The sequence below is a fragment of the Dellaglioa sp. CoH-57-MRSF-19 genome (genome assembly GCF_056781975.1).
Map to the genome: position 1 here is coordinate 269,679 of NZ_JBXAXW010000003.1, position 26,409 is coordinate 296,087.

At 33.5% G+C, this 26,409-nt stretch carries 27 protein-coding genes, 1 tRNA gene and 1 other RNA gene; 23 read left to right on the forward strand and 6 right to left on the reverse strand.

All coding sequences use genetic code 11. The features are described 5' to 3' along the window. Positions 1–29 precede the first annotated feature (29 nt). Entirely contained in the window at positions 30–686 is a 657-nt protein-coding gene (locus tag AC1RO3_RS05000) for a DUF1361 domain-containing protein (protein ID WP_481761429.1), read from the reverse strand. 156 nt (positions 687–842) lie between these two features. Between AC1RO3_RS05000 and cdaA the strand changes: the two genes are divergently transcribed. The 17 genes from cdaA to AC1RO3_RS05085 all read left to right on the forward strand — a co-directional run bounded on the left by cdaA (position 843) and on the right by AC1RO3_RS05085 (position 16,958). Continuing rightward, positions 843–1,685, forward strand: coding sequence for a diadenylate cyclase CdaA (cdaA, locus tag AC1RO3_RS05005; protein ID WP_409022241.1), 843 nt, complete (start codon positions 843–845; stop codon positions 1,683–1,685). Beyond that, a complete protein-coding gene (locus tag AC1RO3_RS05010; RefSeq protein WP_481761428.1) occupies positions 1,682–2,815 on the forward strand; it encodes a CdaR family protein in 1,134 nt (377 codons plus the stop codon). The genes cdaA and AC1RO3_RS05010 overlap by 4 nt, the downstream gene beginning before the upstream one ends. A 21-nt stretch (positions 2,816–2,836) precedes the next feature. Continuing rightward, positions 2,837–4,192: a phosphoglucosamine mutase gene (gene glmM, locus AC1RO3_RS05015; RefSeq protein WP_409022243.1), complete on the forward strand. Its 1,356-nt coding sequence runs from the start codon at positions 2,837–2,839 to the stop codon at positions 4,190–4,192. A gap of 215 nt (positions 4,193–4,407) precedes the next feature. Beyond that, positions 4,408–6,225 (forward strand): glutamine--fructose-6-phosphate transaminase (isomerizing), encoded by a 1,818-nt coding sequence (glmS, locus tag AC1RO3_RS05020; RefSeq protein ID WP_481761427.1) that lies wholly within the window; start codon positions 4,408–4,410, stop codon positions 6,223–6,225. A gap of 150 nt (positions 6,226–6,375) precedes the next feature. Then, positions 6,376–7,086, forward strand: coding sequence for a glucosamine-6-phosphate deaminase (locus AC1RO3_RS05025; RefSeq protein WP_481761426.1), 711 nt, complete (start codon positions 6,376–6,378; stop codon positions 7,084–7,086). Positions 7,087–7,236: 150 nt separating this feature from the next. Continuing rightward, positions 7,237–8,301 (forward strand): ABC transporter ATP-binding protein, encoded by a 1,065-nt coding sequence (locus AC1RO3_RS05030; RefSeq protein WP_481761425.1) that lies wholly within the window; start codon positions 7,237–7,239, stop codon positions 8,299–8,301. Between the two features lie 235 nt (positions 8,302–8,536). Then, complete coding sequence (locus tag AC1RO3_RS05035; protein WP_409022247.1) at positions 8,537–8,845, forward strand: hypothetical protein; 309 nt, start codon at positions 8,537–8,539, stop codon at positions 8,843–8,845. A 77-nt stretch (positions 8,846–8,922) separates the two neighbouring features. Further along, a tRNA-Asn gene (locus AC1RO3_RS05040) sits at positions 8,923–8,994 on the forward strand. Positions 8,995–9,145: 151 nt separating this feature from the next. Further along, on the forward strand, positions 9,146–9,298 hold the full coding sequence (locus tag AC1RO3_RS05045) for a hypothetical protein (protein ID WP_409022248.1): 153 nt from the start codon (positions 9,146–9,148) through the stop codon (positions 9,296–9,298). A 147-nt stretch (positions 9,299–9,445) separates the two neighbouring features. Beyond that, positions 9,446–10,147 carry a ribonuclease H family protein gene (locus AC1RO3_RS05050; RefSeq protein ID WP_481761424.1) on the forward strand — a complete coding sequence of 234 codons (702 nt, stop codon included), beginning with the start codon at positions 9,446–9,448 and terminating at the stop codon, positions 10,145–10,147. Between the two features lie 178 nt (positions 10,148–10,325). Further along, positions 10,326–10,670 (forward strand): ArsR/SmtB family transcription factor, encoded by a 345-nt coding sequence (locus AC1RO3_RS05055; RefSeq protein WP_409022250.1) that lies wholly within the window; start codon positions 10,326–10,328, stop codon positions 10,668–10,670. Positions 10,671–10,673: 3 nt separating this feature from the next. After that, positions 10,674–12,353, forward strand: a complete 1,680-nt coding sequence (locus tag AC1RO3_RS05060; RefSeq protein WP_481761423.1) for an oleate hydratase — start codon at positions 10,674–10,676, stop codon at positions 12,351–12,353. Between the two features lie 89 nt (positions 12,354–12,442). Further along, the gene (locus AC1RO3_RS05065; RefSeq protein WP_481761422.1) at positions 12,443–13,594 is read left to right on the forward strand and encodes an aminotransferase class I/II-fold pyridoxal phosphate-dependent enzyme; all 1,152 of its coding nucleotides are present in this window, start codon (positions 12,443–12,445) and stop codon (positions 13,592–13,594) included. Positions 13,595–13,650: 56 nt separating this feature from the next. Further along, entirely contained in the window at positions 13,651–13,824 is a 174-nt protein-coding gene (locus tag AC1RO3_RS05070) for a hypothetical protein (RefSeq protein ID WP_409022253.1), read from the forward strand. A 41-nt stretch (positions 13,825–13,865) separates the two neighbouring features. Next, positions 13,866–14,348, forward strand: a complete 483-nt coding sequence (locus AC1RO3_RS05075; RefSeq protein WP_481761421.1) for a universal stress protein — start codon at positions 13,866–13,868, stop codon at positions 14,346–14,348. Between the two features lie 141 nt (positions 14,349–14,489). Beyond that, positions 14,490–15,764 (forward strand): cation:dicarboxylate symporter family transporter, encoded by a 1,275-nt coding sequence (locus AC1RO3_RS05080; protein ID WP_481761420.1) that lies wholly within the window; start codon positions 14,490–14,492, stop codon positions 15,762–15,764. Between the two features lie 27 nt (positions 15,765–15,791). Next, on the forward strand, positions 15,792–16,958 hold the full coding sequence (locus tag AC1RO3_RS05085; protein WP_481761419.1) for an MDR family MFS transporter: 1,167 nt from the start codon (positions 15,792–15,794) through the stop codon (positions 16,956–16,958). 36 nt (positions 16,959–16,994) lie between these two features. On the opposite strand, the gene AC1RO3_RS05090 is transcribed toward AC1RO3_RS05085, so the two are convergent. The 3 genes from AC1RO3_RS05090 to trpX are packed head-to-tail and all read right to left on the reverse strand — an operon-like array spanning position 16,995 to position 19,653. Beyond that, positions 16,995–17,765 (reverse strand): ABC transporter ATP-binding protein, encoded by a 771-nt coding sequence (locus tag AC1RO3_RS05090; RefSeq protein ID WP_481761418.1) that lies wholly within the window; start codon positions 17,763–17,765, stop codon positions 16,995–16,997. Beyond that, positions 17,762–18,655 (reverse strand): ABC transporter permease, encoded by an 894-nt coding sequence (locus AC1RO3_RS05095; RefSeq protein WP_481761417.1) that lies wholly within the window; start codon positions 18,653–18,655, stop codon positions 17,762–17,764. The genes AC1RO3_RS05090 and AC1RO3_RS05095 overlap by 4 nt, the downstream gene beginning before the upstream one ends. Next, positions 18,652–19,653 carry a tryptophan ABC transporter substrate-binding protein gene (gene trpX / locus AC1RO3_RS05100; RefSeq protein WP_481761416.1) on the reverse strand — a complete coding sequence of 334 codons (1,002 nt, stop codon included), beginning with the start codon at positions 19,651–19,653 and terminating at the stop codon, positions 18,652–18,654. The genes AC1RO3_RS05095 and trpX overlap by 4 nt, the downstream gene beginning before the upstream one ends. A gap of 440 nt (positions 19,654–20,093) precedes the next feature. Between trpX and AC1RO3_RS05105 the strand changes: the two genes are divergently transcribed. The 4 genes from AC1RO3_RS05105 to AC1RO3_RS05120 all read left to right on the forward strand — a co-directional run bounded on the left by AC1RO3_RS05105 (position 20,094) and on the right by AC1RO3_RS05120 (position 23,626). After that, positions 20,094–21,476 (forward strand): L,D-transpeptidase family protein, encoded by a 1,383-nt coding sequence (locus tag AC1RO3_RS05105; RefSeq protein ID WP_481761415.1) that lies wholly within the window; start codon positions 20,094–20,096, stop codon positions 21,474–21,476. Between the two features lie 123 nt (positions 21,477–21,599). Further along, on the forward strand, positions 21,600–21,878 hold the full coding sequence (locus AC1RO3_RS05110) for a hypothetical protein (protein WP_409022261.1): 279 nt from the start codon (positions 21,600–21,602) through the stop codon (positions 21,876–21,878). A 33-nt stretch (positions 21,879–21,911) separates the two neighbouring features. Continuing rightward, a complete protein-coding gene (locus tag AC1RO3_RS05115; RefSeq protein ID WP_481761414.1) occupies positions 21,912–22,718 on the forward strand; it encodes a Cof-type HAD-IIB family hydrolase in 807 nt (268 codons plus the stop codon). Between the two features lie 101 nt (positions 22,719–22,819). Then, entirely contained in the window at positions 22,820–23,626 is an 807-nt protein-coding gene (locus AC1RO3_RS05120) for a Cof-type HAD-IIB family hydrolase (RefSeq protein ID WP_409022263.1), read from the forward strand. A 97-nt stretch (positions 23,627–23,723) separates the two neighbouring features. On the opposite strand, the gene AC1RO3_RS05125 is transcribed toward AC1RO3_RS05120, so the two are convergent. Next, positions 23,724–24,353 (reverse strand): NAD(P)-dependent oxidoreductase, encoded by a 630-nt coding sequence (locus tag AC1RO3_RS05125; protein ID WP_481761413.1) that lies wholly within the window; start codon positions 24,351–24,353, stop codon positions 23,724–23,726. 124 nt (positions 24,354–24,477) lie between these two features. Between AC1RO3_RS05125 and ssrA the strand changes: the two genes are divergently transcribed. Continuing rightward, positions 24,478–24,848, forward strand: a transfer-messenger RNA (tmRNA) gene (gene ssrA, locus AC1RO3_RS05130). A gap of 332 nt (positions 24,849–25,180) precedes the next feature. Here ssrA and AC1RO3_RS05135 read toward each other — a convergent pair. After that, positions 25,181–25,477, reverse strand: coding sequence for a bacteriocin immunity protein (locus AC1RO3_RS05135; protein ID WP_481761412.1), 297 nt, complete (start codon positions 25,475–25,477; stop codon positions 25,181–25,183). A 249-nt stretch (positions 25,478–25,726) separates the two neighbouring features. Here AC1RO3_RS05135 and AC1RO3_RS05140 point away from each other — a divergent pair, with 249 nt between their 5' ends. Continuing rightward, positions 25,727–26,305 carry a TMEM175 family protein gene (locus tag AC1RO3_RS05140; RefSeq protein WP_409022266.1) on the forward strand — a complete coding sequence of 193 codons (579 nt, stop codon included), beginning with the start codon at positions 25,727–25,729 and terminating at the stop codon, positions 26,303–26,305. Positions 26,306–26,409: the final 104 nt, after the last annotated feature.

The following is a 26,409-nucleotide window of genomic DNA, read 5'->3' on the forward strand; positions in this document are numbered from 1 at the left end:
GTAACTCGCAATTTATATGCGAGTTACACCTATTTTATTGTTTTTCTATAGACTTCTAAGCAAATGATAATAACTAGTTGGACTATTGTTAGTAAAACGACAAAAGCTAACATTTTAATTGTCCACATATCGGCAATCAATTTTAATGTTAATTTTGGTGATGTTAGTAGGTAAACAGTGTGTAATCTTAAAAAACGACCAATATAGACACCGACAGATGACAAAATAGTTAGGCCAAATATAACGACATAACGAAAATAATAAGGTGTTAAGTGTAGTCGTTCTTTAATTTGGTCGGCAATTTGAGAAAATCCAACGAGTGCAAGTAACGTACATGATAAGGTACTTACCAACAAATAAGTATAGTTTAGCCACATATGAATATCTAATTTAATTAATCCTGTCATTATGTCATAGGGATGCAGTAAGCTTAAATGAAAAATATCAGTTAATAGGTAAGGCGCGTTCGGATAAAAGAATAGCCAAGCTGCTGTTAACAGCCAAAAATAAGTATTTGATAATTTATCTTTGATGTGAAAAGCTAATTCAATTGGCAGATAACCTAAAAATGTATTTAAGAGTAAAAAATTAAAAGGTGATTGTTGGTTGTAAACGAATAAGTAAATAATAATTAAGTAACATATAAAAAATAATCTGATACCGTGCTTTACATTTGTATTTATCATAATGGTCATCCTTTTCTATAGTAACTTCAGTGTAGCAAAAAATGAGATGAAATCAAATTAATAATCCGGTAGATAATAGAAAATATGGCGGGATGAGGAAACAAATCTAACAACGTGGTATAATAAAACGGTTAATAAAATAGAGGAGGCCGAGTGATGTCCATTAACTGGGGTGGTCTTGTAACGTGGGGGCATATGGTCAATATACTAGATATTATCGTTGTCTGGTTTGTTGTTTATGAACTCATGGTACTTTTACGAGGAACAAAAGCGGTTCAACTTTTTAGAGGAATCATAATTATTGTTGTGATTAAGCTAATTAGTGTGGTCGTTGGGCTACAAACTGTATCTTGGATTATGGATCAAGTTATCAATTGGGGTGTTATCGCCATGGTTGTTATTTTCCAACCGGAAATAAGACGTGGATTGGAACATCTTGGTCGTGGATCATTTTTTTCAAGAGGTAAACAGAAAAACAAAGACGAAGAACATATGATTGCTGGACTAGACTCAGCTATTCAATATATGTCAAAACGTCGAATTGGGGCATTAATTACTATCCAAATGAACACTGGATTGGAAGATTATATTGAAACCGGAATTGCATTAGATGCTGAAATTACGGGTGCATTATTAATCAATATTTTCATTCCCAATACACCATTGCATGATGGCGCGGTAATTATTAAAGATAATAAAATAGCTGTTGCGGCGGCTTACTTACCATTATCTGAAAGTAACTTAATTCCAAAAGAATTAGGAACTCGGCATCGTGCTGCAGTAGGTATCAGTGAAGTAACCGACGCAATTACGATTGTTGTGTCAGAAGAAACAGGTTCAGTGACAATTACGCGAAATAACGAACTTATTCGTGATTTATCACAAGAAGATTACCTTAAATTATTGAATACTGAATTAATTAAAGATGATGAACCTAAAAAGAACAACCCTTTCTGGGAATTTTTTGAACATTTCGGGCGTAAGGGGGATAAAAAATGAATCTAAATAAATTTTTTAATAGTCGCTCATTTTTTATTGGAACCTCTTTAATTTTAGCAATTTTATTATTTGTTTATGTTAATTATGATCAGTTAGCAAATACAAATAATTTTTCCGATTCAAAAACAACGAGTCTAGTTGCAAATGAATCAAAAACGATTGAGGCTGGCCTACAAATTACGGCCGATAGTGATAAATACTTTATTACTGGATATCCTAAAAATGTAAAATTAACATTGGACGGTCCTGGCGCTTTAATTACAACAACTGTGAATACACAAAACTTTAGAGTGTTTGCTGATTTAAAGGGTTTAAATCCTGGAAAACATGTTGTTAAGTTACAAGCAGAAGGATTAAACAAAGAAATTAGTTATAAAATTAGTCCCGCTACAATTTCTGTTAATATACAAAAACGTAAGACAACGACATTCCCTATTCAGGTGAAATTTAATGAACGTCGTTTAGCGCAAGGGTATAAGAGTGGGACGCCTGTTTTAGATAATAATACGATTTCTGCATCCGGTGCGGAAGGCGATGTGAATGCTATTTCAGAAGTGGTTGCACAAGTAAATGTCAGCAGCAATCAGATCAAGTCAACAATTTCACAAGAAGTCTTACTTGAGGCCTTAGATGTAAATGGTAAAACTTTAAATGTCGTCATGACCCCATCAACAGTCGGTGTTACAATACCGGTTGAGAGTACTAAAACCACTAAAAAATTACCTTTGAATTTTGTTTCAAGTGGAACTGGCGTATCTGGGAAGACGTATAAGTTTTCAAGTGATACAAAACAAGTAACGGTAACGGGTACAGAATCAACCTTAAGCAAATTAAGTAAACTTGATGTTGTGGTACCAATTAATAAGATTAGTGATTCCGTTACGAAAACAATTAGTATCGATTTGGATAAGAATAATTTAATTTCATCAAATCCAGAATCTGTTAAAGTAAAAATTAGTGCTTCTGGTGGAACCGCAGCATCAAAAACTGAAAGTAGTGAAACAACAACTGATCAGACATCGACGAGCTCTGAAACCAGTTCAGAAAGTAGTGAAAGTGCTACTTCGTCTTCATCGACAAGTTCTGATAGTTCAAGTAGTTCAAGTGAATCAACGAACGCATTAAATTAATTAATTAGTGAGGAGAAAATAATGAAATATTTTGGTACAGATGGTGTTAGAGGAATTGCAAATAAAGAACTAAGTCCTGAGTTAGCATTTAGATTGGGACGTTTAGGTGGGTATGTTCTATCAGAGCATGCACAACTTGAAAATAACGATAGACCACAAGTGCTTGTTGCGCGTGATACACGAATCTCTGGTCAAATGCTTGAACAAGCTTTGATTTCAGGGTTATTATCAGTTGGGATTGAAGTACTCTCATTAGGCGTTATTTCAACACCTGGTGTAGCGTACCTTGTACGTGCCCAAAATGCAGTTGCTGGAATTATGATTTCAGCTTCACATAATCCCGTTCAAGATAACGGCATTAAATTTTTTGGTGCGGATGGTTATAAACTATCTGATGAACAAGAAGAAGAAATTGAAGTTTTATTAGAAAAAGATTCTGATGATTTGCCAAGACCAGAAGGTGAAGGCCTTGGAGTATTAGCAGATTATCCAGAAGGTGTACTGAAATATACACAATTTTTGGAACAAACAATTCCTGATGATTTAGAAGGAATTCATGTTGGAATTGATTCAGCTAATGGCGCAACAAGTGGACTTGTTTCACGTTTGTTTGCTGATTTAAATGCTGAATTTGAAACAATGGCAACTTCGCCTGATGGATTAAATATTAATGATGGCGTTGGTTCAACACATCCAGAAGGATTAGCTAAATTTGTAGTTGAAAATAAGCTTGAAGCCGGGATTGCTTTTGATGGCGATGGTGATAGATGTATTGCTGTTGATGAATTAGGTAATATTATTGATGGCGATAAAATTATGTACATTTGTGGATTATACATGAATGAACGTGGTCGCTTGAAAAAAGAAACAGTTGTGACAACTGTTATGAGTAATATTGGACTATACAAAGCACTTGAAGCAGCTGATTTAACATCAGTTAAAACACAAGTTGGTGATCGTTATGTTGTTGAAAAAATGCGTGCTGACGGTTACAACATTGGTGGCGAACAATCTGGACATATTGTATTCTTAGATTACAATACAACTGGTGATGGGATGCTAACTGCTATTCAATTGCTAAATGTTATGAAGAAAACAGGCAAGAAGTTATCTGAATTAGCTGCAGCTGTTCAGACTTATCCACAAGAACTTGTGAATGTTAGAGTGACAGATAAGCAAGCTGCATTAGATAATCAAAAAATTAAAGATAGTATTGCAGAAGTTGAAGCAGAAATGGCCGGCGATGGCCGAGTTCTTGTGAGACCTAGTGGAACTGAAAATTTATTACGTGTTATGGCCGAAGCACCAACAGAAAAAGAAGTTAAAGCTTATGTTGATCGAATTGTGCAAACAGTTCAAACTGAAATGGGCGTTTAGAAATTAAGCGAAAGAGTCATTTGAATGAAAATTCAAATGACTCTTTTTTTATTTTAAAGTTGATTTAAAATATAGACCAATATATTAATTCTTGACAAAAAAATATCAGAAAGGTATATTAATAGATATTGATAAGGGTTACTTGTTTTTTAAACATCTATACCAATTTTAAAATAATAATAAAAAATACATTTAAAAAAAGGATGACATAAACTATGTGTGGAATTGTTGGCGTAACAGGAAAAACGAATACTGTTGAAATTTTAATTAATGGTTTGGAAAAATTAGAATACCGTGGTTATGATTCAGCCGGTATTTTTGTTGATAACAAAACGGGTGAAGATTACCTTGTTAAAGAGGCTGGACGTATTTCGAATTTGAAGTCGGCCATTGATGATAAGGTTCATGGAACTGCTGGAATTGGACATACGCGTTGGGCAACACATGGCGTACCAAGTAAATTTAATGCCCATCCTCATGTTTCTGAAGATGGCCGCTTTTACCTTGTACATAATGGCGTTATCACTAATTTTTCTGAGTTAAAAGAACAATATTTAAAAGACGTAAATTTTGTTAGTGAAACAGATACTGAGGTTGTTGTTCAATTAATTGGATATTTTGCAAATAAAGAAAATTTAACTGCTAAACAAGCATTCAAAAAAGTTTTATCATTACTTGAAGGTTCTTCATATGCTTTCTTGATGATGGATCGTGAAGAACCAGAAACATTGTTTGTGGCTAAGAATAAGAGTCCTTTATTAATTGGTGTTGGGGATGGCTTTAATGTTGTCTGCAGTGATGCCATGGCAATGTTGAAAGAAACACATGACTTCATTGAACTCATGGATGGTGAAATGGTTATTGTTAAACCTGACTCTATTGAAATTGAAAATAAAGCTGGTGAAGCCGTATCACGTGATTCATATCATGTTGAAATGGATGATAGCGATTCAGAAAAAGGCGCATATCCATTCTACATGCTAAAAGAAATCGATGAACAACCAGCTGTTATGCGACGTTTATTGAGTGAGTATGTTGAAAATGAAGAAACTGTTAAAATTGATGATAGTATTTTAAACGCAATGAAAGCTGCTGATCGCATCTATATTGTTGCTGCAGGGACAAGTTACCATGCCGGATTAGTTGGAAAAGAATTATTTGAAGGTTTAGCTAATGTACCAACAGAAGTACATGTTGCTTCAGAATTTGGTTATCATATGCCATTACTTTCAGAAAAACCATTCTTTATTTTCTTATCACAAAGTGGTGAAACAGCTGATAGCCGTCAGGTTCTTGTAAAAGTTAACGAAATGATGTACCCAAGTTTAACAATTACAAATTCAGCAAATTCTACACTTTCTCGTGAGGCAACATATACGTTATTATTACATGCTGGTCCTGAAATAGCAGTTGCCTCAACTAAGGCATATACAGCTCAAATTGCCGTTGAAGCACTTTTAGCAAAAGCGTTAGGAACAGTTACAAAACAAACAAAAGCTCTTAATTTTGATGTTTATCATGAATTAACAATGGTTGCAAATGCTATGCAAGCTATGGTTGATGATAAAGACTCAATTAATGACTTAGCGAAAGAATTCTTAAGTGAAACGCGTAACGCTTTCTATATTGGTCGTGGTATTGATTACGATGTTTCAATTGAAGCTGCACTTAAATTAAAAGAAGTCTCTTATGTTCAAACGGAAGGTTTTGCATCTGGTGAATTAAAACATGGAACTATTGCCTTGATTGAAGAAGGCACACCAGTTGTAGCTATTATTACTGATAAACCGACTGCAAGTCATACACGAGGCAATGTTCAAGAAGTCTTGGCTCGTGGAGCAAATACAATTATCATCTCAACAGAGACATTAGCAAACGAGGGTGATCAAATTGTATTACCAGATGTTTCTGACTTATTAACACCGTTAGTAAGTATTGTGCCTGCACAATTATTGGCTTACTATACAAGCCTAAACCGTGGCTATGATGTTGATAAACCTCGTAATTTAGCTAAGAGTGTTACTGTCGAATAAGATAGATTGAAGAAATGATATTACCTGTTTAAGGGTAGTATCATTTTTTTGTTTATTATTTGGTATAGACCTATTGCTTTTTTTAAAATGATATTGTATTATTGGACTATACCAATTAGAGGAATAAATAATTGAAAAGAGGACAATCAAATGAAATTAATTATTGTTAAAGACCAAAACGAGGGTGGCCAAAAAGGCTACGAAATTTTTAAAGCTGCTAAAGAAGCAAATGCTAAAGTCTTTGGACTTGCTACAGGAAGCACACCATTAACAACCTATGCCGCAATTACAGCCAGTGACTTAGATTTTACGGATTCAACATCAGTTAACTTAGATGAATATGTTGGTTTAGGTGAAAAAGATTCACAAAGTTACCGTTACTTTATGAATGAAAATTTATTTAGTAAAAAACCATTTAAGACATCTTACTTACCTAATGGTCTTGAAAGTGATTCAGAAAAAGAAACAAAACGTTATGACAAAATTATTGAAGATAATCCAATTGATTTACAAATTTTGGGTATTGGTAAAAATGGTCATATTGGATTCAATGAACCTGGAACAGCTGAAGATAGCTTGACACATAAAGTTCATTTAACGGAGTCAACGATCAAATCAAATGCACGTTTCTTTGATAACGAAAATGATGTTCCTGAATATGCTTATTCAATGGGTATTGGATCAATCATGAAGTCGCACAAGATTTTACTTGAAGCTTTTGGTGAAAGTAAGGCAGAAGCTATTAAGGGAATGATTGAAGGCCCTATAACAGAAGACCTACCTGCAAGTTTCTTACAAAATCATGATGATGTAGTTGTCATTGTTGATGAAGCAGCTGCAAGTTTATTAAAAAATAAATAAAATTATCATCCATATGTAGAACTAATTCATTTAAAGCGTTAAAATAAATGGATTGGTTCTATTTGTGTTTTGTGCTTGCTTGACGGCTGATAGTAAGTCTAGTAACATGATGACAATTGTAAGAAAATACGTTTTTAGGAAGTTGAAAAAATGGTCGATTATAAAATTAGAGTAAAAAATGTCACAAAAGAATATGACTTATTTAAAACAAAATCTGAACATATCAAATCATTCTTTTCTTTTAAAAGTACGACGGTACCTCATTTTTGGTCTCTTAAAGGAATCTCGATGGATGTTATGAGTGGAGAAACACTTGGTTTAATTGGCGTTAACGGCTCAGGTAAATCAACGTTATCCAATATTATTTCGGGGATTATTCCACAAACAACCGGTATTGTAGATGTTCGCGGAGAAACTTCTATTATTGCTATCGGCGCTGGATTGAGAGGCCAACTAACCGGATTAGAAAATATTCGATTAAAAGGTTTAATGCAGGGTCTAACTAACCAACAAATTGATGATATTTTAGATGAAATTATTAATTTTGCTGATTTAGGTGATTTTGTTTATCAACCCGTTAAAAGCTATTCTAGTGGGATGAAATCTCGTTTAGGCTTTGCTATTGCCGTGCATATTGATCCTGATATTTTGATTATTGATGAGGCATTGTCAGTTGGCGATGATACTTTTTATCAAAAATGTGTTGATAAAATTAACGAATTTAAAGAACAAGGAAAAACAATTATTTTTGTTAGTCATTCATTAAAACAAATTGAAATGCTATGCGATCGTGTCGCATGGATCCAATATGGTGATTTAAAACAAGTTGGTCCTACTAAAGAAGTTGTCACTAAATATAAAGCTTATATTGATTGGTTTAAAAAATTATCAAAAAAAGAAAAAACAGCGTACCAAAAGAAACAAAAAGAGGCTCAAAAAGCGTTTAGTATCGATGACTATCTTATTAACCAAGTAGACAAAGAAAGTGCTGATGAAGCAAATTTAGGCGTTTCAAAGCAAGTTATTACCGAAAAGGTAAAAAAGGATTTCTATGGCTCTGTTTTAAATGAAAAAATGTCTAAACCAAGTAAGGTGCTAACAGCTGTGATTTTAGTCGCTGTGGTATTCTTTAGTTTAGTAAATATATCAGGGCATTCAATAAGTCATATTATTGAGAACCCAACAAGTATTGTTCATCCAGATAATACGAAATAATAGGAAAGTGTTGGCGTAGATCATTCGACAGCACTTTTTTAATACAAACTATTGACAACGCTTACATTTGATGTTATCTTAAGTTTGTAAGGTATATGAATTACCTTTATCAATTCTCTTTCTCTCTTATGCTAGCCACTATTGCGATGTAGTGGCTTTTTTTGTGCTTGTTGTACTTATTGTCAAATGTGTTTATACTTAATTAAGAGAATAGATGTAGAAAGTTGGGTTCAATATGAAAAGTCATGAAGTTTTATCATTAATTGAAGAAATTACTAGAAAAGATGGTTCTAAATATTTTGAATTATCGAACATGGTACAAAATGGGAGAGCAGAACTTGCAGTTCAAAGAGATTTATTGAAAGAAGTCCGTATTCTACAGTTAAATATTCCCAGATCATCACACGTTATTAATTATGAAAAATATATTAATCAAAATTTTGAAATGCCACTAGAAGCATTTACTGAATATCAAGAGTGGCATAAAACAGAAGAAGCTCAAAATGATTTGAATGCGATATTAAAAGACAATCATATTGAGTAAATATTACCAAAAATATCTTTACAAAATAGGTTAACCTATGGTATAAAATAGTATAGACAGAAATGAATTATAAAGATTGCTCAGTAGTTCAGCGGTAGAACGCTTGACTGTTAATCAAGATGTCGTAGGTTCGATCCCTACCTGAGCAGTATTCATAGAGGATGATCGACTTACTGCCGGTTATCTTTTTTTATTTATGAACTTAATTTTTTGAGTCCATTATAAGAAATTAATGATTAACTTGAATTATTTCTGAATACAGTTTAAAATTAAGAGATTGTAAGAAAGGGGGATTGCGAAATGTCATCAAACAACCATACAGGTGTCGGTAACGATCGTCGTCCAGTTAATACTCCAAACAAAAAGAACCGTCGTCGTAAACAACAAGAACTTGCTACTTTCTTAAAAGAAAGCAAAGCTAACGACGCAGCAGTTGCAGCAAAAAAAGCATAATTTAGTTAAATAAATGATGGCCACCGTTGATTAGAACGGTGGTTTTTTTGCATACTTTAGAATGAGTATTTTTTATTTAAATATATTTTTAGTGCCTTTTAGCTTACAATAAAAGAATCAATAAACTGACTAATGGAGTGATTTAAATTGGCTAAGAATTTTTATGCAGTATATAAAGGACGTAAAACGGGTATTTTCACAAAATGGCCTGATGTGGCAAAGTTGGTTAATGGATACGATGGGGCACGATACAAAGGATTTGAAACGCGAGATGAAGCCCAAAATTGGATGGATGATGGGGCACCTAGACCAACAGCGACAGGTAGTAAAAAAAGTGCGACAGCAGTTCATCAATCCGTAACTTTAACTTCAGATTCAATTCAAGTCTGGACTGATGGTGGTTCGAGAAATCATGGTAATAAATTAGGCGGTCACGTCCTAGCAGAAGATACTGCGGCATGGGCTTTTTATATTAAAACACCGGGTGAGACCTTTTCTGGTACAGATGGTGAAAAAGGTAAAACTAATAATCATATGGAAATTATGGCATTTCTTCAAGCTATGAAAAAATTAATTGATTTAGGATTACGAGAAGAACACGTCGTATTTATATTAGATTCGAAGTATGTCTTGAATGCAATTCAAAAAAATTGGTTAGTAGGTTGGCAACGTCGAAATTGGAAAAAAGCGGATGGTCAAACAGTACTTAATGTCGAACTTTGGCAACAAGTTGCTGAATTAATACCAGCTTTCACTAATGTTGATTTTGAATGGACAAAGGGTCATGCAGATAATGAAGGTAATAATAAAGTTGATGAATTATTAAATGAAACAATGGATAAAATGTAAGATAGGTGAAGTGGATTTCTACTAATGTAGAGAGCCACTTTTTTTATTTAAATGAATTCAAATTAAGATGAATAAAAAAGATTAGGCAGTAAATTAAAACGTTTACTGAAAGCGGTTGCTAAAATTCTAACGTGGTGTTATTATATTCATGAAGATAGATATAGGGGGATGATTGACAATGGAAGCTGAAGAATTAGAACCAGGGCAATCCGAAGCGCTACAGGAATTTATTTCCAATCTAGATATTTTGAACGCTTTGGCAGATGAAAAAAGACAACGATTAATTATTTTGCTAGGTTCTAAGTCACGGCAAGAGTTAACGGTTTCTGAGCTGGTTGACCGCATGGCGTTATCACAACCGGCAGTTTCACATCATTTGAAAGTTTTAAAAAATGTGGGACTTATTGATTATAAACAAACAGGATTAAAACGTTTTTACTTTTTAACACCTGAAAAAACATTAAACCGTTTGGAACATTTAATTAAAATGATTCGTGAAGGCGAAAAATCGAAGGAGGAATAGATTATGACTCAAAAAGCATATATGATTGGTACAGGTGTTGGTAACTTAGCAGCAGGTATCTATTTAATTCGTGATGGTGGCTGGCATGGTGACCAAATTACGATGTTTGGTTTAGAAAAACATGGTGCTAATGATGGCGCTGCAGTTAAAGATTATGTGACTGAATATGGTAACCAAGGTTTGAGTAATCAAAAAGGATTCCTAGCTAAAGGTGGTCGTATGTTGAATGAAGAAACATATGAAAACTTATGGGATGTTCTTCGAGAAGTGCCATCATTGGATAATCCTGGAAAGACAGTTACAGATGAAATTTTAGATTTTGATCATGCACATCCAACGCATGATATTGCACGCTTAATTGATAAAATGGATGGTATTAGAAATAAAGGCGGTAAGAATGATTATCGTCATATGCAATTTAATACACGAGATCGCGTTTTACTAACAAAATTAATGACGATGCCTGAATCAAAGGAATCAGAGATTAATGATATCAGTATTGAAAAATGGTTTGAAAATAGTCCACACATGTTTACAACTAATTTCTGGTATATGTGGCAAACAACTTTTGCCTTCAAAAAGGAAAGTTCAGCAATGGAATTACGTCGTTATATGAACCGAATGATTCTTGAATTCAGTCGTATTAACACATTGGAAGGTGTTACAAGAACACCATATAACCAATATGAAAGTATTATTTTACCAATGCGTAAATATCTTACAGACCGTGGTGTAACCTTTGTGGATAACCGTAAGATAACTGAATTTAAATTTAAAGATACAGCTTTACGTGACGATATTGTTGTCACTGGTCTTGAATATGAAGAAGTCGATAATGATAATAAAGTCGGCGAAATCATTATTAATGATGGCGATTTAGTATTTGATACGAATGGTTCAATTACAGATAGTTCATCAATGGGCGATATTGATACACCGATTGTGGAAAATATGGACTATGCACCTAGTGCTAAATTATGGAAACAAGCTACTGAACATTTCTATAACTTAGGTAAACCAGATAAATTCTTTAATGATCGTCAACAAAGTGAATGGATGAGTTTTACAGTCACAACTGATAATCATTTAGCAGTAAATGAAATTGCACGGATTACACAACAAGAACCTGGTAATGCATTGAATACCTGGGTTGATAGTAATAATTTATTATCAATCGTGGTTCATCATCAACCTCATTTCCATGCTCAAAAAGAAAATGAGACTGTATTCTGGGGTTACTGTTTATATCCTCGTCGCAAGGGTGATTTTGTTCAAAAACCATTTATCGAGATGACTGGTCGCGAAATGTTAGAAGAATTATTAGGCCATTTGGCTCAAACAGATACAGCTACGAATAATATTAGCCAACGTACAGATGAAATTATGGATAGTGTTGTTAATGTTATACCTGTTTATATGCCATATGCGAGTGCCTTATTTAACCGTCGCGCAATTGGTGATCGTCCTGACGTTGTACCTGAACATTCAAAGAATTTGGCCTTTATTAGTCAATTTGCAGAAATGCCATTTGATATGGTCTTTACAGAACAGTATTCGTTCCGTTGTGCACAAATTGCTGTGTATAAGTTCTTAGGAATTTCAGATACGCAATTAACACCATTACATCATTATGAAAAAATGCCAAAAGTTTTGGCAAAAGCAACGAAAACAATGTTTAGATAAGTTGAAATAACGATTTATAAGAATTTTTATAAATCGTTATTTTTTTGATGTATAATTAAGATTCATTCTAATTCGGAGAAGGTGTCTTAATGATCAAAATAAATACAGTAGCTGATCAGATACAATTATCAGGTATTCGTCGATTTGATGAATGGGTCTCCAAAATAGACGGTATCGATAAGTTAACGTTAGGTGAACCTAATTTCATCACACCTCAACATATTATGGACGCTACAAAAACAGCGCTTGATAACGGACAAACACATTATGAAGCCTCAGCTGGTAATCCAGAATTACGACAGGCAACTGCTGATTATTATAATGAAAAGTTTGAATTGGCTTATGACGCAAAGAATGTTTTAGTGACCGTTGGGGCAACTGAGGCAATTGCTACAGCATTAAAGACGGTAACAACACCAGGAGATTACATTTTAGTACCAGTTCCTTGTTATCCAGCTTACTTGCCATTAATGCAGTTACAAGGCGTTAAACCTATTTTTATGGATACACGTACGACGAACTTTAGGGTAACGGCAGAGCTTATTGAAAAGACATTGCAGGAAAATAAGAATAAAGCTATCGTTGGATTTATATTTAATTATCCAACTAACCCTACCGGTGTTTCTTATGGTAAAATTGAGTTATCTTCTATTAAAGATGTTTTGAAAAAACATGACATTTGGGTGATGAGCGATGAAATTTACTGCGAGTTAACCTATGAACAACCGCATATTTCCATGGCTAATTTGTATCCTGAAGGGACAATTTTAATAATGGGATTGTCTAAATCACATGCAATGACCGGTTGGCGGATTGGGTTTGTATTAGCTGAAGAACGATTAATTAATGCTATGAAAAAGGTCCACCAATATCACGTAACGACCGCGGCAACTTTATCACAAGTAGCTGCACTTGAAGCTGTTAAAAATGGGAAGCAAGATAGTGTACCAATGAGAGATGCTTATCATATTCGTCGTGATAGATTGGTAACAGCCTTAGAAAAATTAGGTTATAATTTAATTAAACCAGATGGCGCCTTTTATTTATTCGTTGAAATACCTAAAAAACTAAAATTAACGTCAGTTGAATTTTGTCAGCAACTTGCTCTGAAAGAAAAGGTAGCTGTTGTTCCAGGTAGTGCATTCACAGAATTTGGTGAGGGCTACTTTAGAATAAGTTTTGCTGCAAGTGATGAACAGTTAGCAAAACTCATCATCGCCTTGGAAAATAGTAAGCATTAAATTCAATTTATTAATCTAATTATGGTACGTTTGTATGAGTAAAAGGAGTGATTAAAATGGATGGAAATGTTGACTGGACAATTGCTGAGCTTAAAAAAATTGAAACAGAAGAAAACCAATTATTGATTGAAGCTACAATTGCGCTATTAAAAGATCAGTCAGTTGAAATTGAGAGCTTGCATGGCTCAATGGAAGGGCAGCTTTGGAGCCCAAGTAACTGGCGTAAGTAAAATCATCAATAATGGCAACAAAACAAGTGAGGAGTGACGATATGAATAATAGATTAGAAAAGTTGGACTTTGACATAACACCGGTAACTTTTAAACGCGTTTTAGTTGCCATAGATGAGGATGATTCTGAATCATCAATTTTAGCTTTTAATTATGCGGTAGCGTTAGCTAAGTTACAACAAATTCCTTTAGGGATTGTTTCAATATTAGAGACAGGTGATATGAATATTTTTGATTCTATGTCACCAGTTGTTATCAAAGAAAATAAAAAATTACTTGAAGAAAGTATCGAACGCTATGTAGATAAGGCGCATGATTTTGGCGTTAAAAATGTACAAGCAATTGTTTCTGCTGGTAGACCAGGTTCTGAAATTGTTGAGAAGGTTATTCCAGATTTTAAACCGGATATTCTAATTTGCGGTTCAAAAACGAATACGCCAAGTAATTCAAAGAAATTATTTATTGGCTCTCAAGCTAGTTATATGGCTCAAAATGCACAATGTTCCGTTAGTGTCATCAGATAATATTTTAAAAATATGAATGTTAAAAGAGCGAAAAACTCATTTTACAGTTTTTTGCTCTTTTTTAATAAAAAAATAACATAATTGTTCGTATATATGATAAGATTAACCATAGTAAATTAAAATATAGTGAGGATGGTTAAATTGAAATATTATAAAGCGTACCGAATTAGTCTTGGGTGGCAAATTTTAATTGGATTAATTTTAGGAATTATTATTGGTGCTATTGGGTATCAAAATAAACTCATTATTAACTCACTTCAACCGCTGGGAACCATCTTTATTAATATGATCAAAATGATTGTCTTACCGATTGTTGTTTCATGTCTAGTGGTCGGAATCGCCAATATGGGAGATATCCACAAATTAGGTAGAATCGGTGGAAAAACATTAATTTACTTTGAAATTATGACAACAATTGCGATTGCATTAGGATTAATTGTTGGTAACTTAACTAAACCCGGACAATTTATAGATATTACAGCTTTAAATAAAGTCGATATTAGTCAATATGTTACAACTGAAAACTCAACCTCTACTGGGTTGAGTACGATTTTAATGCATATTGTGCCAACTAATATTTTTGAGGCACTTGTTAAAGGTGATATGCTGCCTATTATCTTCTTTTCCGTTTTATTTGGACTCGGGACAGCAACGCTAGGTGAGAAGGGAAAACCGATTATTGATTTCTTCTCAGCTGTATCTGAAGTTATGTTCAAAGTGACAAACTGGGTAATGAAATTGGCACCTATCGGTGTTTTTGCATTAATTGGTGTCACAATAGCACAATTAGGCGTTTCTGCTTTAAAACCATTAGGGTTCTTTATTATTGTGACCTATATAACGATGATATTTTTTGTTATTGTAGTAATGGGTCTTGTTGCTAAATTATTTAAAATTAATTTAATCGTCTTGTTAAAGGTAATCAAGGATGAAATGATTCTTGCTTTTTCAACGGCTAGTTCTGAAGCAGCACTGCCTAAAATTATGGAAAAAATGGAAAATTTTGGTGTTAAAAAGGGAATTGTTTCTTTTGTTGTTCCAACAGGATATACATTTAATCTAGATGGATCAGCAATTTATCAGTCAATAGCTGCTCTGTTTTTGGCACAGGCATACCATATTAATTTATCAATTGGACAACAAGTTACATTATTGATTGTGTTAATGATTACGTCTAAAGGGATGGCTGGAGTACCTGGTGCATCATTTGTCGTCCTATTAGCGACAATCTCAACTATTGGTGTTCCTGCTTCGGGGTTGGCTTTTATCGCTGGAGTTGATAGAATCATAGATATGGGTCGTACAACCGTCAATGTTGTTGGTAATTCATTAGCAGCTGTTATTATCGCACAATCAGAAAATGAATTTGATCGTGAAAAGAATCAAAAGTATTTAGAAAAATTGAACATTAAGTAACCTTAAAAAGGGGGCTTTCGGAAAAAAATGACGAAAGAAATTAAATTAAAATGGTTGTTAATAGGTTCAGTGATTAGTAGCGCAGGTTCAAGTTTCGTCTGGCCGTTAACAACAATTTACATGCATAACTATTTAGGTAAAAGTTTAACATTTTCTGGAATTGTACTATTAATAAACTCAGTTGCGACTATTATTGGTAATTATGCTGGTGGTTATTTATTTGATAAATGGCGGCCTTATTATGCGACATTGGTAGGAATCGTAATTGCATGGTTGGCCGTATTAGGCTTAGTTTTCATGCATGGCTGGCCAGCATACCCAATTTTGCTAGTTATTTTGGGTCTTGGTAACGGGATTGTGGCAACAATTTTAAATTCATTTGCGGCCACAATTAGAAGAAAAGATAGTCGATATGTTTTTAATCTCTTTTATTTAGCTTTAAATTTAGGGATTGTTATTGGGACATTATTAGTTGGATACGTGATTGAAGTTAGTGTCACAATGGTCTTTGTATCAGCATTAATTTTATATTCAATATTTTTGATTACTGCTATTTTAGCGTATAGAGTTGATCCAATACGAAAAAAAGTGAAACCAACAAAATCAGAACAATCAGCTGGTGTTAATCCCAAAGTTTGGATTATCGGCGCAATGTGGTTAACATTCCTGGTTATTTGGTTGAGTTACGAGCAATGGCAAAGTAATTTATCAATTTATATGGATAAGTTAGATATTCCATTGAGTCAATATAGTTTATTATGGACGATTAATGCAGGACTCATTGTTTTTGGACAACCACTAGTGACGCTTGTAACGAGAACAATTGCTAAGTCATTATTTAGACAAATTATTATGGGTGTTGGCTTATTTGCGTTATCATTTACAACACTTATTTTTGCGAAAGACTTTTCTCATTTTGTCTTTTCAATGGTCTTGTTGACGTTAGGTGAAATGGTCGCATTCCCAGCCATTCCGGCATGGATTAATGAACTGGCCGAGCCAGGTCAAGAAGGTAAGGCACAAGGAACGATTAATATTGCCGCATCTATTGGTAAAGCGTTAGGACCATTAGTTGGTGGAATCGTAATTGAACGATTGTCATACAACGGTTTGTTCGTTGGTTCGACATTATTAATCTTACTTGCCTTGGCAGTTGTTGTTATTGCAACTAAGAAAGCGAATATAAAATCGTAAAAAAATACCACAACTTTTATAAGGTTGTGGTATTTTTTATTCTAAATCATTAAAATAGGCTAATAAATCAGTCGTAGATAGGTTGGCACGTTTTTCACCTGATAAATCAGATTGAATCTGACCATCATTTAAGACAATTGTTCGATTACCATATGATAATGCGTCCTCTAAGTGATGCGTAATCATTAGACAAGATAATTGTTCTTGTTCAACAATTTCGGCGGTTAATTTTAATAATTCTTGGCTTGTTTTGGGGTCGAGGGCGGCCGTATGTTCATCTAGTAGCAGTAAGTCAGGTTGAATCAAAGTTGCCATTAAAAAACTTAATGTTTGACGTTGACCACCAGACAAGTTTCCAGCAGGTGTATTTAAATGTTCTGATAAACCATTTGGCATCTTTGCGGTTAATTCACGAAATTGCGTCATTTTTTGTTTTAAATGACGAGGTTTAAACCGACGGCGACTGCCTCGATTTAAGGCTAATAATAGATTTTCAGCGACTGTCATTCTAGGTGCTGTGCCCATTTTAGGATCTTGAAAAACACGACTAATATAATTTGTCCGTTTAATATCATTTTCATTCGTAATATTTTTATTGCGTAACATAATTTTGCCACTCGTTGGTTTAATATTACCAGCAATTGTATTGAAAAGGGTCGATTTACCAGCGCCATTAGTACCAATTACAGTTATAAAATCGCCTTTATTGATGGTGAGGTTTAAATTTTTTAAGATTTGTTGCTCCTCAGAAGTACCGGTATTAACGGTAGTGACGATATTGGAAAGTGAAAAAATGGGTTCAGTCATTTTGAATGGCCTCCTTCAAACAAAGTATTTAGTCTTAGCGCTTTTCGGAGAGTTGGTAACATTAAACAGAATGCTAAAATAATAGCAGAAATTAATTTTAAATCGTTTGCGTTAAAGCCTAATGTTAATACAATTAAAATAACAAATCGGTAGAAAATACTACCAATGACAACGGCAACCAAACGTGCTGTTAATGATAAGTTACCAAAAACAACTTCACCGATAATAATTGCAGCAAGCCCAATGACAATCGTTCCGATACCCATACTGATATCAGCATAGCCATTATTTTGCGCGATTAGCCCACCGGCAAGTCCGATGAAGCCATTTGAAACCATTAGTCCTAAAATCTTCATACGATCGGTTTGGATACCAAGTGAGCGGGCCATTTTTTCATTATCACCGGTTGCGATGAACGCTTGGCCTAATTCGGTATTTAAAAAGAAAGCGAGTAAGCCAATACTAATGATAACCAGAATGAGCCCTAATACAACGGAATCAAAAGATGCAGGAAGATTAGTTAGAAAGTGAGCAGAAAAAATTGTATTTTGTCCAAGTAAACTGATATTTGCTTTTGTTAAAATTCGTAGGTTAATTGAATATAAACTTGTCATGACAAGGATTCCAGCTAATAAAATCGGAATTTTACCTTTTGTATAAAGTAACCCGGTGGCTAGACCAGCTAGTGTCCCTGCTAGAAATGCAAAGAATGTGGCCAGAAGCGGGTTAACTCCGTGGATTAGACAAATCACAGTTACGCTGGCGCCCATTGGAAAAGTACCTTCGACAGTCATATCAGGAAAGTCTAAAATTCTAAATGAAAGATAAAGACCAAGACCTAAAACCCCCCATAGGAGTCCTTGTCCGATAGCAGATACAATAATTGTCATTTGATTAACTCTCCTTTATTTTTGGCTTGATCAATTAATGCTTGTGGAATTGTAATATTTAAGGCCTTTGCTGTTTTCAAATTAATAACAAGATCACCTTTTTTTACAAAATTAATTGGTGTTGTTGCAGGGACACTTTTTCCAGAAAGAACGGCAGCAGCCATTTTACCAGTGGCTACACCTAAATCATATTGGTTAATACTAATAGTTGCCAAGCCGCCATTTTTGACCATTGTATCTACTGCAGGGAAAATTGGAATTTTAGCTTGTGTCGCATTTTTAACGAGAGTCTGCATACTTGATGCTACTGTGTTATCCGTGGGGACATAAACGGCATCAACAGATGCTACGAGCGATTGTGACACTTGGTCAACATCATTTGTAGAGGTAATTGTTGCCGATTTAACTTCTAAGCCTGATTTGATTGCTGCAGATTTAAATTGTTGATACTGTTTTGTAGCTGAATCGTCACTTGATGTGTAAAGGACACCCACGGTTTTCATATTAGGTATTAGTTCCTTCATTAAAGCTAACTGTGCTTTAATAGGTGCTTGATCAGAAACACCGGTGATATTATTACCTGGTTTCTGATTGTTGCTAACTAAACCAGAACCTTTTGGATCAGTAACGGCACCTAAAATAATTGGTGTTTTTTTAGTTACATTAGCTAAAGATTGTGCAGAGGGTGTTGCGATACCAATCATGAGATTAACATTTTCATTATTAAACTTGTCACTCATTGATTTTAAATTACTTTGATCAGCTTCAGCATTTTGGAAATCAATATTCACAGACTTACCAGGTACGTAACCTTCTTTTTCTAATCCAGCAATAATTCCTTTATGAATCGCATCCAGTGCAGGATGTGTTGTTAATTGAAGAATACCAATTGTTGGTACTCCTTTAGCGTTTGAAAATGTTGTTGGTTGAAGTGTTGAGAAAAAAGCAATCACTAAGAATAAAAATAACGCAATAATGGTTCCAATTAATCGTTTCATTTTATAAGTACCCCTTTAATTTTTAATAAAAAAAGACAGTCCTCAGATTCGAGGGCCGTCTTGAAAGACAAAACCCCCGCATGAATATACTGATATCCATACAGGGGTTTTGATTTATAGAAACCAAACCGATATACAGATACAATCTGAATAGACAGATTATATCTGTAAAAAACAGACTACAATCTGAATAACCGGCTTTGCCAACGATTATTAAGTTTTACTTGTGAATAAGTCATAGGCTTGATTTCCTCTCTGAGTTAGTTGATAAATGTAGTATAGATAAATCTGATATTATTGTCAAATATTATTTAAAAGATTTTAAAAGTTATAAAGAGTATAATTTAGAAAACAACAAAATTGATTCGACATTCATAGTGCGGTATGATATTTTTATTGGGAATAGCGCACTATGAATTCATAATATGAGGTGAAAAACTATGAAAAAATCGTTAAAGATTGGTATTAGTATCGGAAGTATTTTAGTTTTGGGAATTCTTGGTGGAGCAAGTTTCAATCAAAGTATGCATTTTAATAAAGGCATCACAATTAATGATACAGATGTCAGTGGATTAAGTGTTGATAAAGTTATTAGTAAGTTAAAAAATGAAACGTCAAAAAATGTTATTTATGTAGGTAAAACAAAAATAGTCGATGCAAAAGATACAACAACTGGTTTTACTGATGAAGATAAGCCAGCGATTAAAGCATTGTTGAAGAAGCAACGTACCATTCTTCCTTCAAATGTTAAGAAAAATTATGCGATTGTTCCACAAAAGTTGAATACAACAGTTAAGGATCAATTAAAAGCACAATTAAAAACCCAACTAACAAAGTTAAATAAAACAAGAACAGTGGCTGTTGATGCAAGTCCCATTTTAAAAAATGGAAAAGTATCAGTAACACCTGGGAAAAAAGGGAATCAATATAATGTTAAGCAAATTTTAGCTGCCTATGATAAGGCTGGCTATAGTAGCATTACGAAGTTGAAGGATACTGAACTCCAACCTTTATCTGCTGACAGTAAAACAGTTAAAGCTGATACTGAAAAATTGGATACACTAGCTGCTAGACAGACTGTTTATACCGTTCAATCAACGAAGTATACGTTGAAGGGTGCAGATATTCTTAAGCAAGCAACTGTTGAAGATGGTAAATATGTTGTTGATACGAGTGGTATTTCTGCAAAAGTAGATGAAATTAATAAGAAACAAGCAACATTGAATAAAAAGTATAATTTTAAAACGGCTACAGGAAGTACTGTTCCAGTTAGTGGACAATCATATGGTTGGGCCCTTGGAATGAATGACTCAGTGACACATGTTTTGACAGCGTTAGAAGATGGTACTGCAGCTATTGACGCAACCAATGATAAATATGGTGTTGGCTATAATACTTATGGAACTGGTTACACAACGACTGCAAATGATGGACTTGGAGATACGTATGCTGAAGTGTCAATTGCGCAGCAGAAAGTTTGGATCCATAAAAATGGCAAGGTTGTTTTAACAACTGATGTTGCAACTGGTAAACATAGTACTGGTGAAGATACAACTAAGGGTGTTTGGTATATTATGTACAAACAAACGCCATCAATACTTAAAGGTAGTGAAGTTGGTAAAGCTAATTATTCTGTCAAAGTTAGTTACTGGGCTCAATTCACAAATAGTGGAATTGGTTTCCATGACGCTAGTTGGAGAACAAATTGGTCTAAAACAGCTTATCTTAAAGATGGTTCTGGTGGTTGTGTTAATACAAAACCAGCCGCAATGGCAACTTTATTTGCGAACGTTTCACAAAACGAACCTGTTGTTGTTTATTAATTTAAGGCTTAATCAGTTCTTAAACTGGTTAAGCTTTTTTTAATGATTTATTATTAATAACTTCATAGATAAGTCATAAAGCCAAGGTAGTATGAACCTATACCAGAAAGGAAGTTTAACAAAATGAAAATAGATAAAAACAAAGATAATAAATTAATAAGTGATAATATCGTTTCTGCACAAGTCATTGCGTTGAACAATCATATTATTACTGTAAAAACTGAAAATTCAGAAATTATAAAAATTAAACAACCAAATAGTACAAAAAATGACAAGATATTTCTAGAGACAATGAAAGATATTTTACGGTCGGGATTGTGGATTCCTGTGAATCGAGTCATGCAAATTATAATGCGTTATGACTGGTTTGATACGCCATTTGAAGAATATAGTTATGTATAGAAATCATGTATAATAACGTTAGAGGTGGCAGGGATGACGATTAAATTAATTGCAGTAGATTTAGATGGTACATTTTTAAGGGATGATAAATCATACGATAAAGAAAGATTTTCGCATCAATTTGAAAGGATGCAACAACAGGGAATACATTTTGTGGTAGCAAGTGGGAATCCAACCTTAGCCATTGAACAATATTTTAAAGAAATTAAAGATAAAATTGGTTACGTTGCTGAAAATGGAGCAGTCATTCAAGATGCAAAAGAGTTATTGAAAGAATACATTTTTGAAAATAGTCTCTATCAAGAAACGATTCAGTATTTGAAGGAAACATTCACTGAAATAGGACTATTAGCGGTTAATAATCAAGGAGGTTTCTATGATAAACGGGAATCTGATACATTTATTCAAGATGTAAATGATTATTATCCGAAAGTAACCGGAGTCGATAATTTGGTATCACTTAATCAAGGAATTTCTATGCTGACGGGTCATTTTCCCGTGTCGTTATATGAAAGAATATCATTACAATTAAATACTGAAATGAATAATAAACTTCAAGCAAAAGCGTCTGGATTTGGTTATATTGATATTAATTTAGTGAACGCGACAAAGAAAAACGGCATAAATTTACTACAAAATCGTTGGCAAATCTTGGATGAAGAAGTTGCGACATTTGGGGATAATGATAATGATCAAGAAATGTTGGCGTTCACGCCGAATAGTTTTTCTATGGCTAGCGGATCAAAGTTAGCTAAAAAAACAGCAAAACACATCATTGGGTTGAATCAAAATGATAGTGTTTTGGATAGCATTGATGATATTTTAAATCATAAATTGTAAAGAAACGTTCTTTTCCAAGGGGCGTTTCTTTTTAGTTCTTTGTATCCGTTTACTTATGCAGTATAATAGAGTTATTAAAGCATAATCGGAGGAATGTAATTTTGACAGTCAAGATAATTGCAGTGGATTTAGATGGTACATTTTTAAGAGATAATAAAACGTTTGATGAAGTTAGATTTAGTCACCAATTAGTTGAACTAAAAAATAAAGGGATTCATTTCGTGGTAGCAAGTGGAAATCAAGTTATGAAAATTAAAGATATTTTTAAACGTATCTCTGGTGAAATAGGTTACGTTTCAGATAACGGTGCGGTTATTTATGATGGCAACACCCATATCAGATCATTTAATATTGATCCAGCCGTATTTGAAAAAACAGTTTTATATATCCAAAAGGTATCGCCAAATTATGGAATCTTAGCATCAACAGATGAGAGTGGGTATATTGATGCAAGTGAGTCTGATAACTTTGTAGAAATGGCTAATACGTACTATCCAGACATTATTAAGGTCCCTAATTTAAGTAAGGTTGAAAAAACTATTTCTAAAGTTACGATTAATGGCCCCATTGACGAATATAAAACATTTGCGGTTAAATTAAAAGAAAATGTTGATGAATCATTAGTTGCAAAAGTTTCTGGTTTTGGATTTATTGATATCAATGTTAAAGAGGCAACAAAACAAAATGGGTTAAATGCTTTGCAAGAATTATGGGATGTAAAAGATGATGAAGTAGTAACCGTTGGAGATAATGATAATGATGCTGAGATGTTGGCATACACACCATTAAGTTTTGCAATGGAAAAGTCTTCAAATATGGCAGCTAAAATGGCAAATCATCGTATCGGTTCAAATCAAGATGATAGCGTCTTAGATTTAATTGATGACGTTTTAGCAGGTAAATATTAAAATATAATTTAGATAATGACGTAAAAATAAGTGATGATTATCACTTATTTTTTTACAAAAAAAACCACTTTCTTGTGAAAGTGGCAGATAATTAAATTTATTTAGAAACAACGCTAAAACGTTCTTGATGATGTGAATTAGATTCAATTTCATCAACCAATGCGATAGAGAAGTCGGCATAGCTAATTTCACTATTACCTTGTGAATTCATTGTTAAAACGTCACCGGCAATTTGATAGTGGCCTGTTTTTTCGCCACTAGGATTGAAAAATGCAGCTGGTGAAATATAGACCCAATCTACATTTGAAACGGTACGGAGTGTGACTAAAGCATCACGCATATTTTTGGCTGTTGCTTTAGCACCTTCAGGGAAGTCAGGTGTATCACCAAGTAACAGTGTTTTTTCAGAATCAACGAAAAGACTACTTGCGCCACCAACAATAACGAGCTTAACCTTAGTATCAGCTAAGATATCCGTTAAATGTTTTAATGATGTTTGATGAAGATTTTCTTGACCAAATGGAGCGTTAAAAGCATCTACAATAACATCAAATAATTCTAAATCAGCAGTTGTTAACTTGAAAAGATCTTTTTCTATAAAAGGAACATCTTCTGTTAATTTGCTTTTATTTCTAATAATAGCAGTAACATCTAAATGACGAGAAACTGCCTCTTTTAATGTAGATTGTCCTTGTTTACCAGTTGCACCAATAATTCCAATTTTCATTTTATAACTCCCTTTCTAAGTAACTGTCTTCACAATAGTTGAATGACATTTTTTTGTCAAAGAATAAGTCGTCAGGTTACATCTTTATTTTAACTGATAAATATGGTATGTTTATAGTTGTTATGGGGATGTTCAGGATTCGACAGGTATAGGTTGAGCTTGGATTGCGTTTCGAAGTTTGCGTCTTCGTTAAAACGCTCAGTTAAATTATAACTGCAAAAAATAATAGTAATACTTACGCTTTAGCTGCTTAATAGCGCTCTAACGTAGATCCTCCTAGTATCGTCCATGTGCTAGATCTGGGTCCTAAATTAAGTGGACTTACGTTAACTTCTTCCACCTGGAGAAGTTAAAAGAGACTAATCAGGTTAGTCAGACGTGTTAGCCCTGTTATACGGCGCTACGGTTGGCGAATTTTAAATAGTATAACTATGAACGTAGATGTTTGAGTGGCAATATGCTTGGACGCGGGTTCGACTCCCGCCATCTCCATTTTACAGTTTGAATAAGGTTGAAAAGCCTTATAAAATATCACTTTTGCATTTTAAAAGTTTGAATAAGATTGAATGAGTTTGAATGCAAATTAAGGTGTTTTTAAGGTGATTTTTGACAATCCTATTCAACATAACAGATGAAAAGATGACTTGATTCGACGAGTTATCTTTTTTATTTTGCCATAAAATTAGAGGTCTATTATGAAAAAATAAATTAATTTGTTAGAAATTACGGACACAAAAAATGACCATTTACAAAGGATTATTTTTGTAAGTAGTCGTTTTTTACGAACTTTATATTAAAATAAAGGTATAAACCAAGAAAGAATATAGTTAGTAACCATATCTAATATTGGAGATAGAGGTTAACTCTTTTAATTTTTTAGATTGATTGTCAGATAAAGGTTGTTCATCATTCCTGATGGCTTTAGAAAGATCTAAGTTCATGCGACTTAAAATGAATGGAACAGAAGAACGTTTTTGTTTTAGTTCTTCGAGATAAGCTTGTAACGTAATTTTAAGTGTATTATTACCATTATTTGTACTTAAATCAGTTAATAAATCGGTAATAATTTGTTCGGCCTGTTTTCCACGATCATCTCCGCCGGAAAACCATTTTAATTTATTCATAGACTAGAACTCCTTAATTTATTTGTATTAACTAATAATATATTAAAATATATAAATTAAAGAGAAATAGTTAACATAATAAATGATAAATATGGTCCCAGTTGATCATTAAAATATAAATTAACCTACCAGTTTATGCCTGCCATATTTGTTGGAAGTATATTTTATCTTTAAAAAGTGGAATTATTTTTAGTTGATTTAATGACTAATCTTTGTAATACTAAATTTATAAAAATTTAGGGGGTTCGTATGTCAAAAGGTAGAGTTGAAGCGTTCACAGATGCTGTAGTTGCTATTATTATGACAATCATGGTTTTAGAGTTAAAAGCACCAGAGGGAGACACATTTTCAGATTTAATACCGCTTCAAAGTACTTTTTTAGCTTACGTATTAAGTTTCTTTTTAATTGGTGTCACCTGGAATAATCATCATCACATGTTTCAATTGGCGGATAAAATCAATGGGCGGGTGTTGATTGTTAATACTGGATTTATGTTTGTAATGTCATTCATGCCATTTGCAACAAGCTGGGTTGGTGAACATTATAATAAATTTGCGCCTGCCTTTTTATATGGCCTTGTCTTTCTATTATTTAATATTATGTATGTAGTATTAACTAATGAATTACTTCGAGCAAATGGGCCTGAATCAAATTTAGCAAAAGCAATTAAAAATGACAATAAAACATGGGTGTCGTTATCTTTTTCACTTATTGGATTGATGTCAGTATTTATTAAACCAGAGTTGGTGTTAATTTTTTGTCTGATTGTACCATCAATTTGGTTTATACCTAATCGATTAATTGAAAATTTCTATAAAGACAAATGAAAAAAAGTTCCAACAAGAAATTTCTTGTGTAATAATCCCTTTATGGTTGTCAGATGAAATAATATAATTTCATCCGATAATCATGGAGGGATTTTTGTATGTCC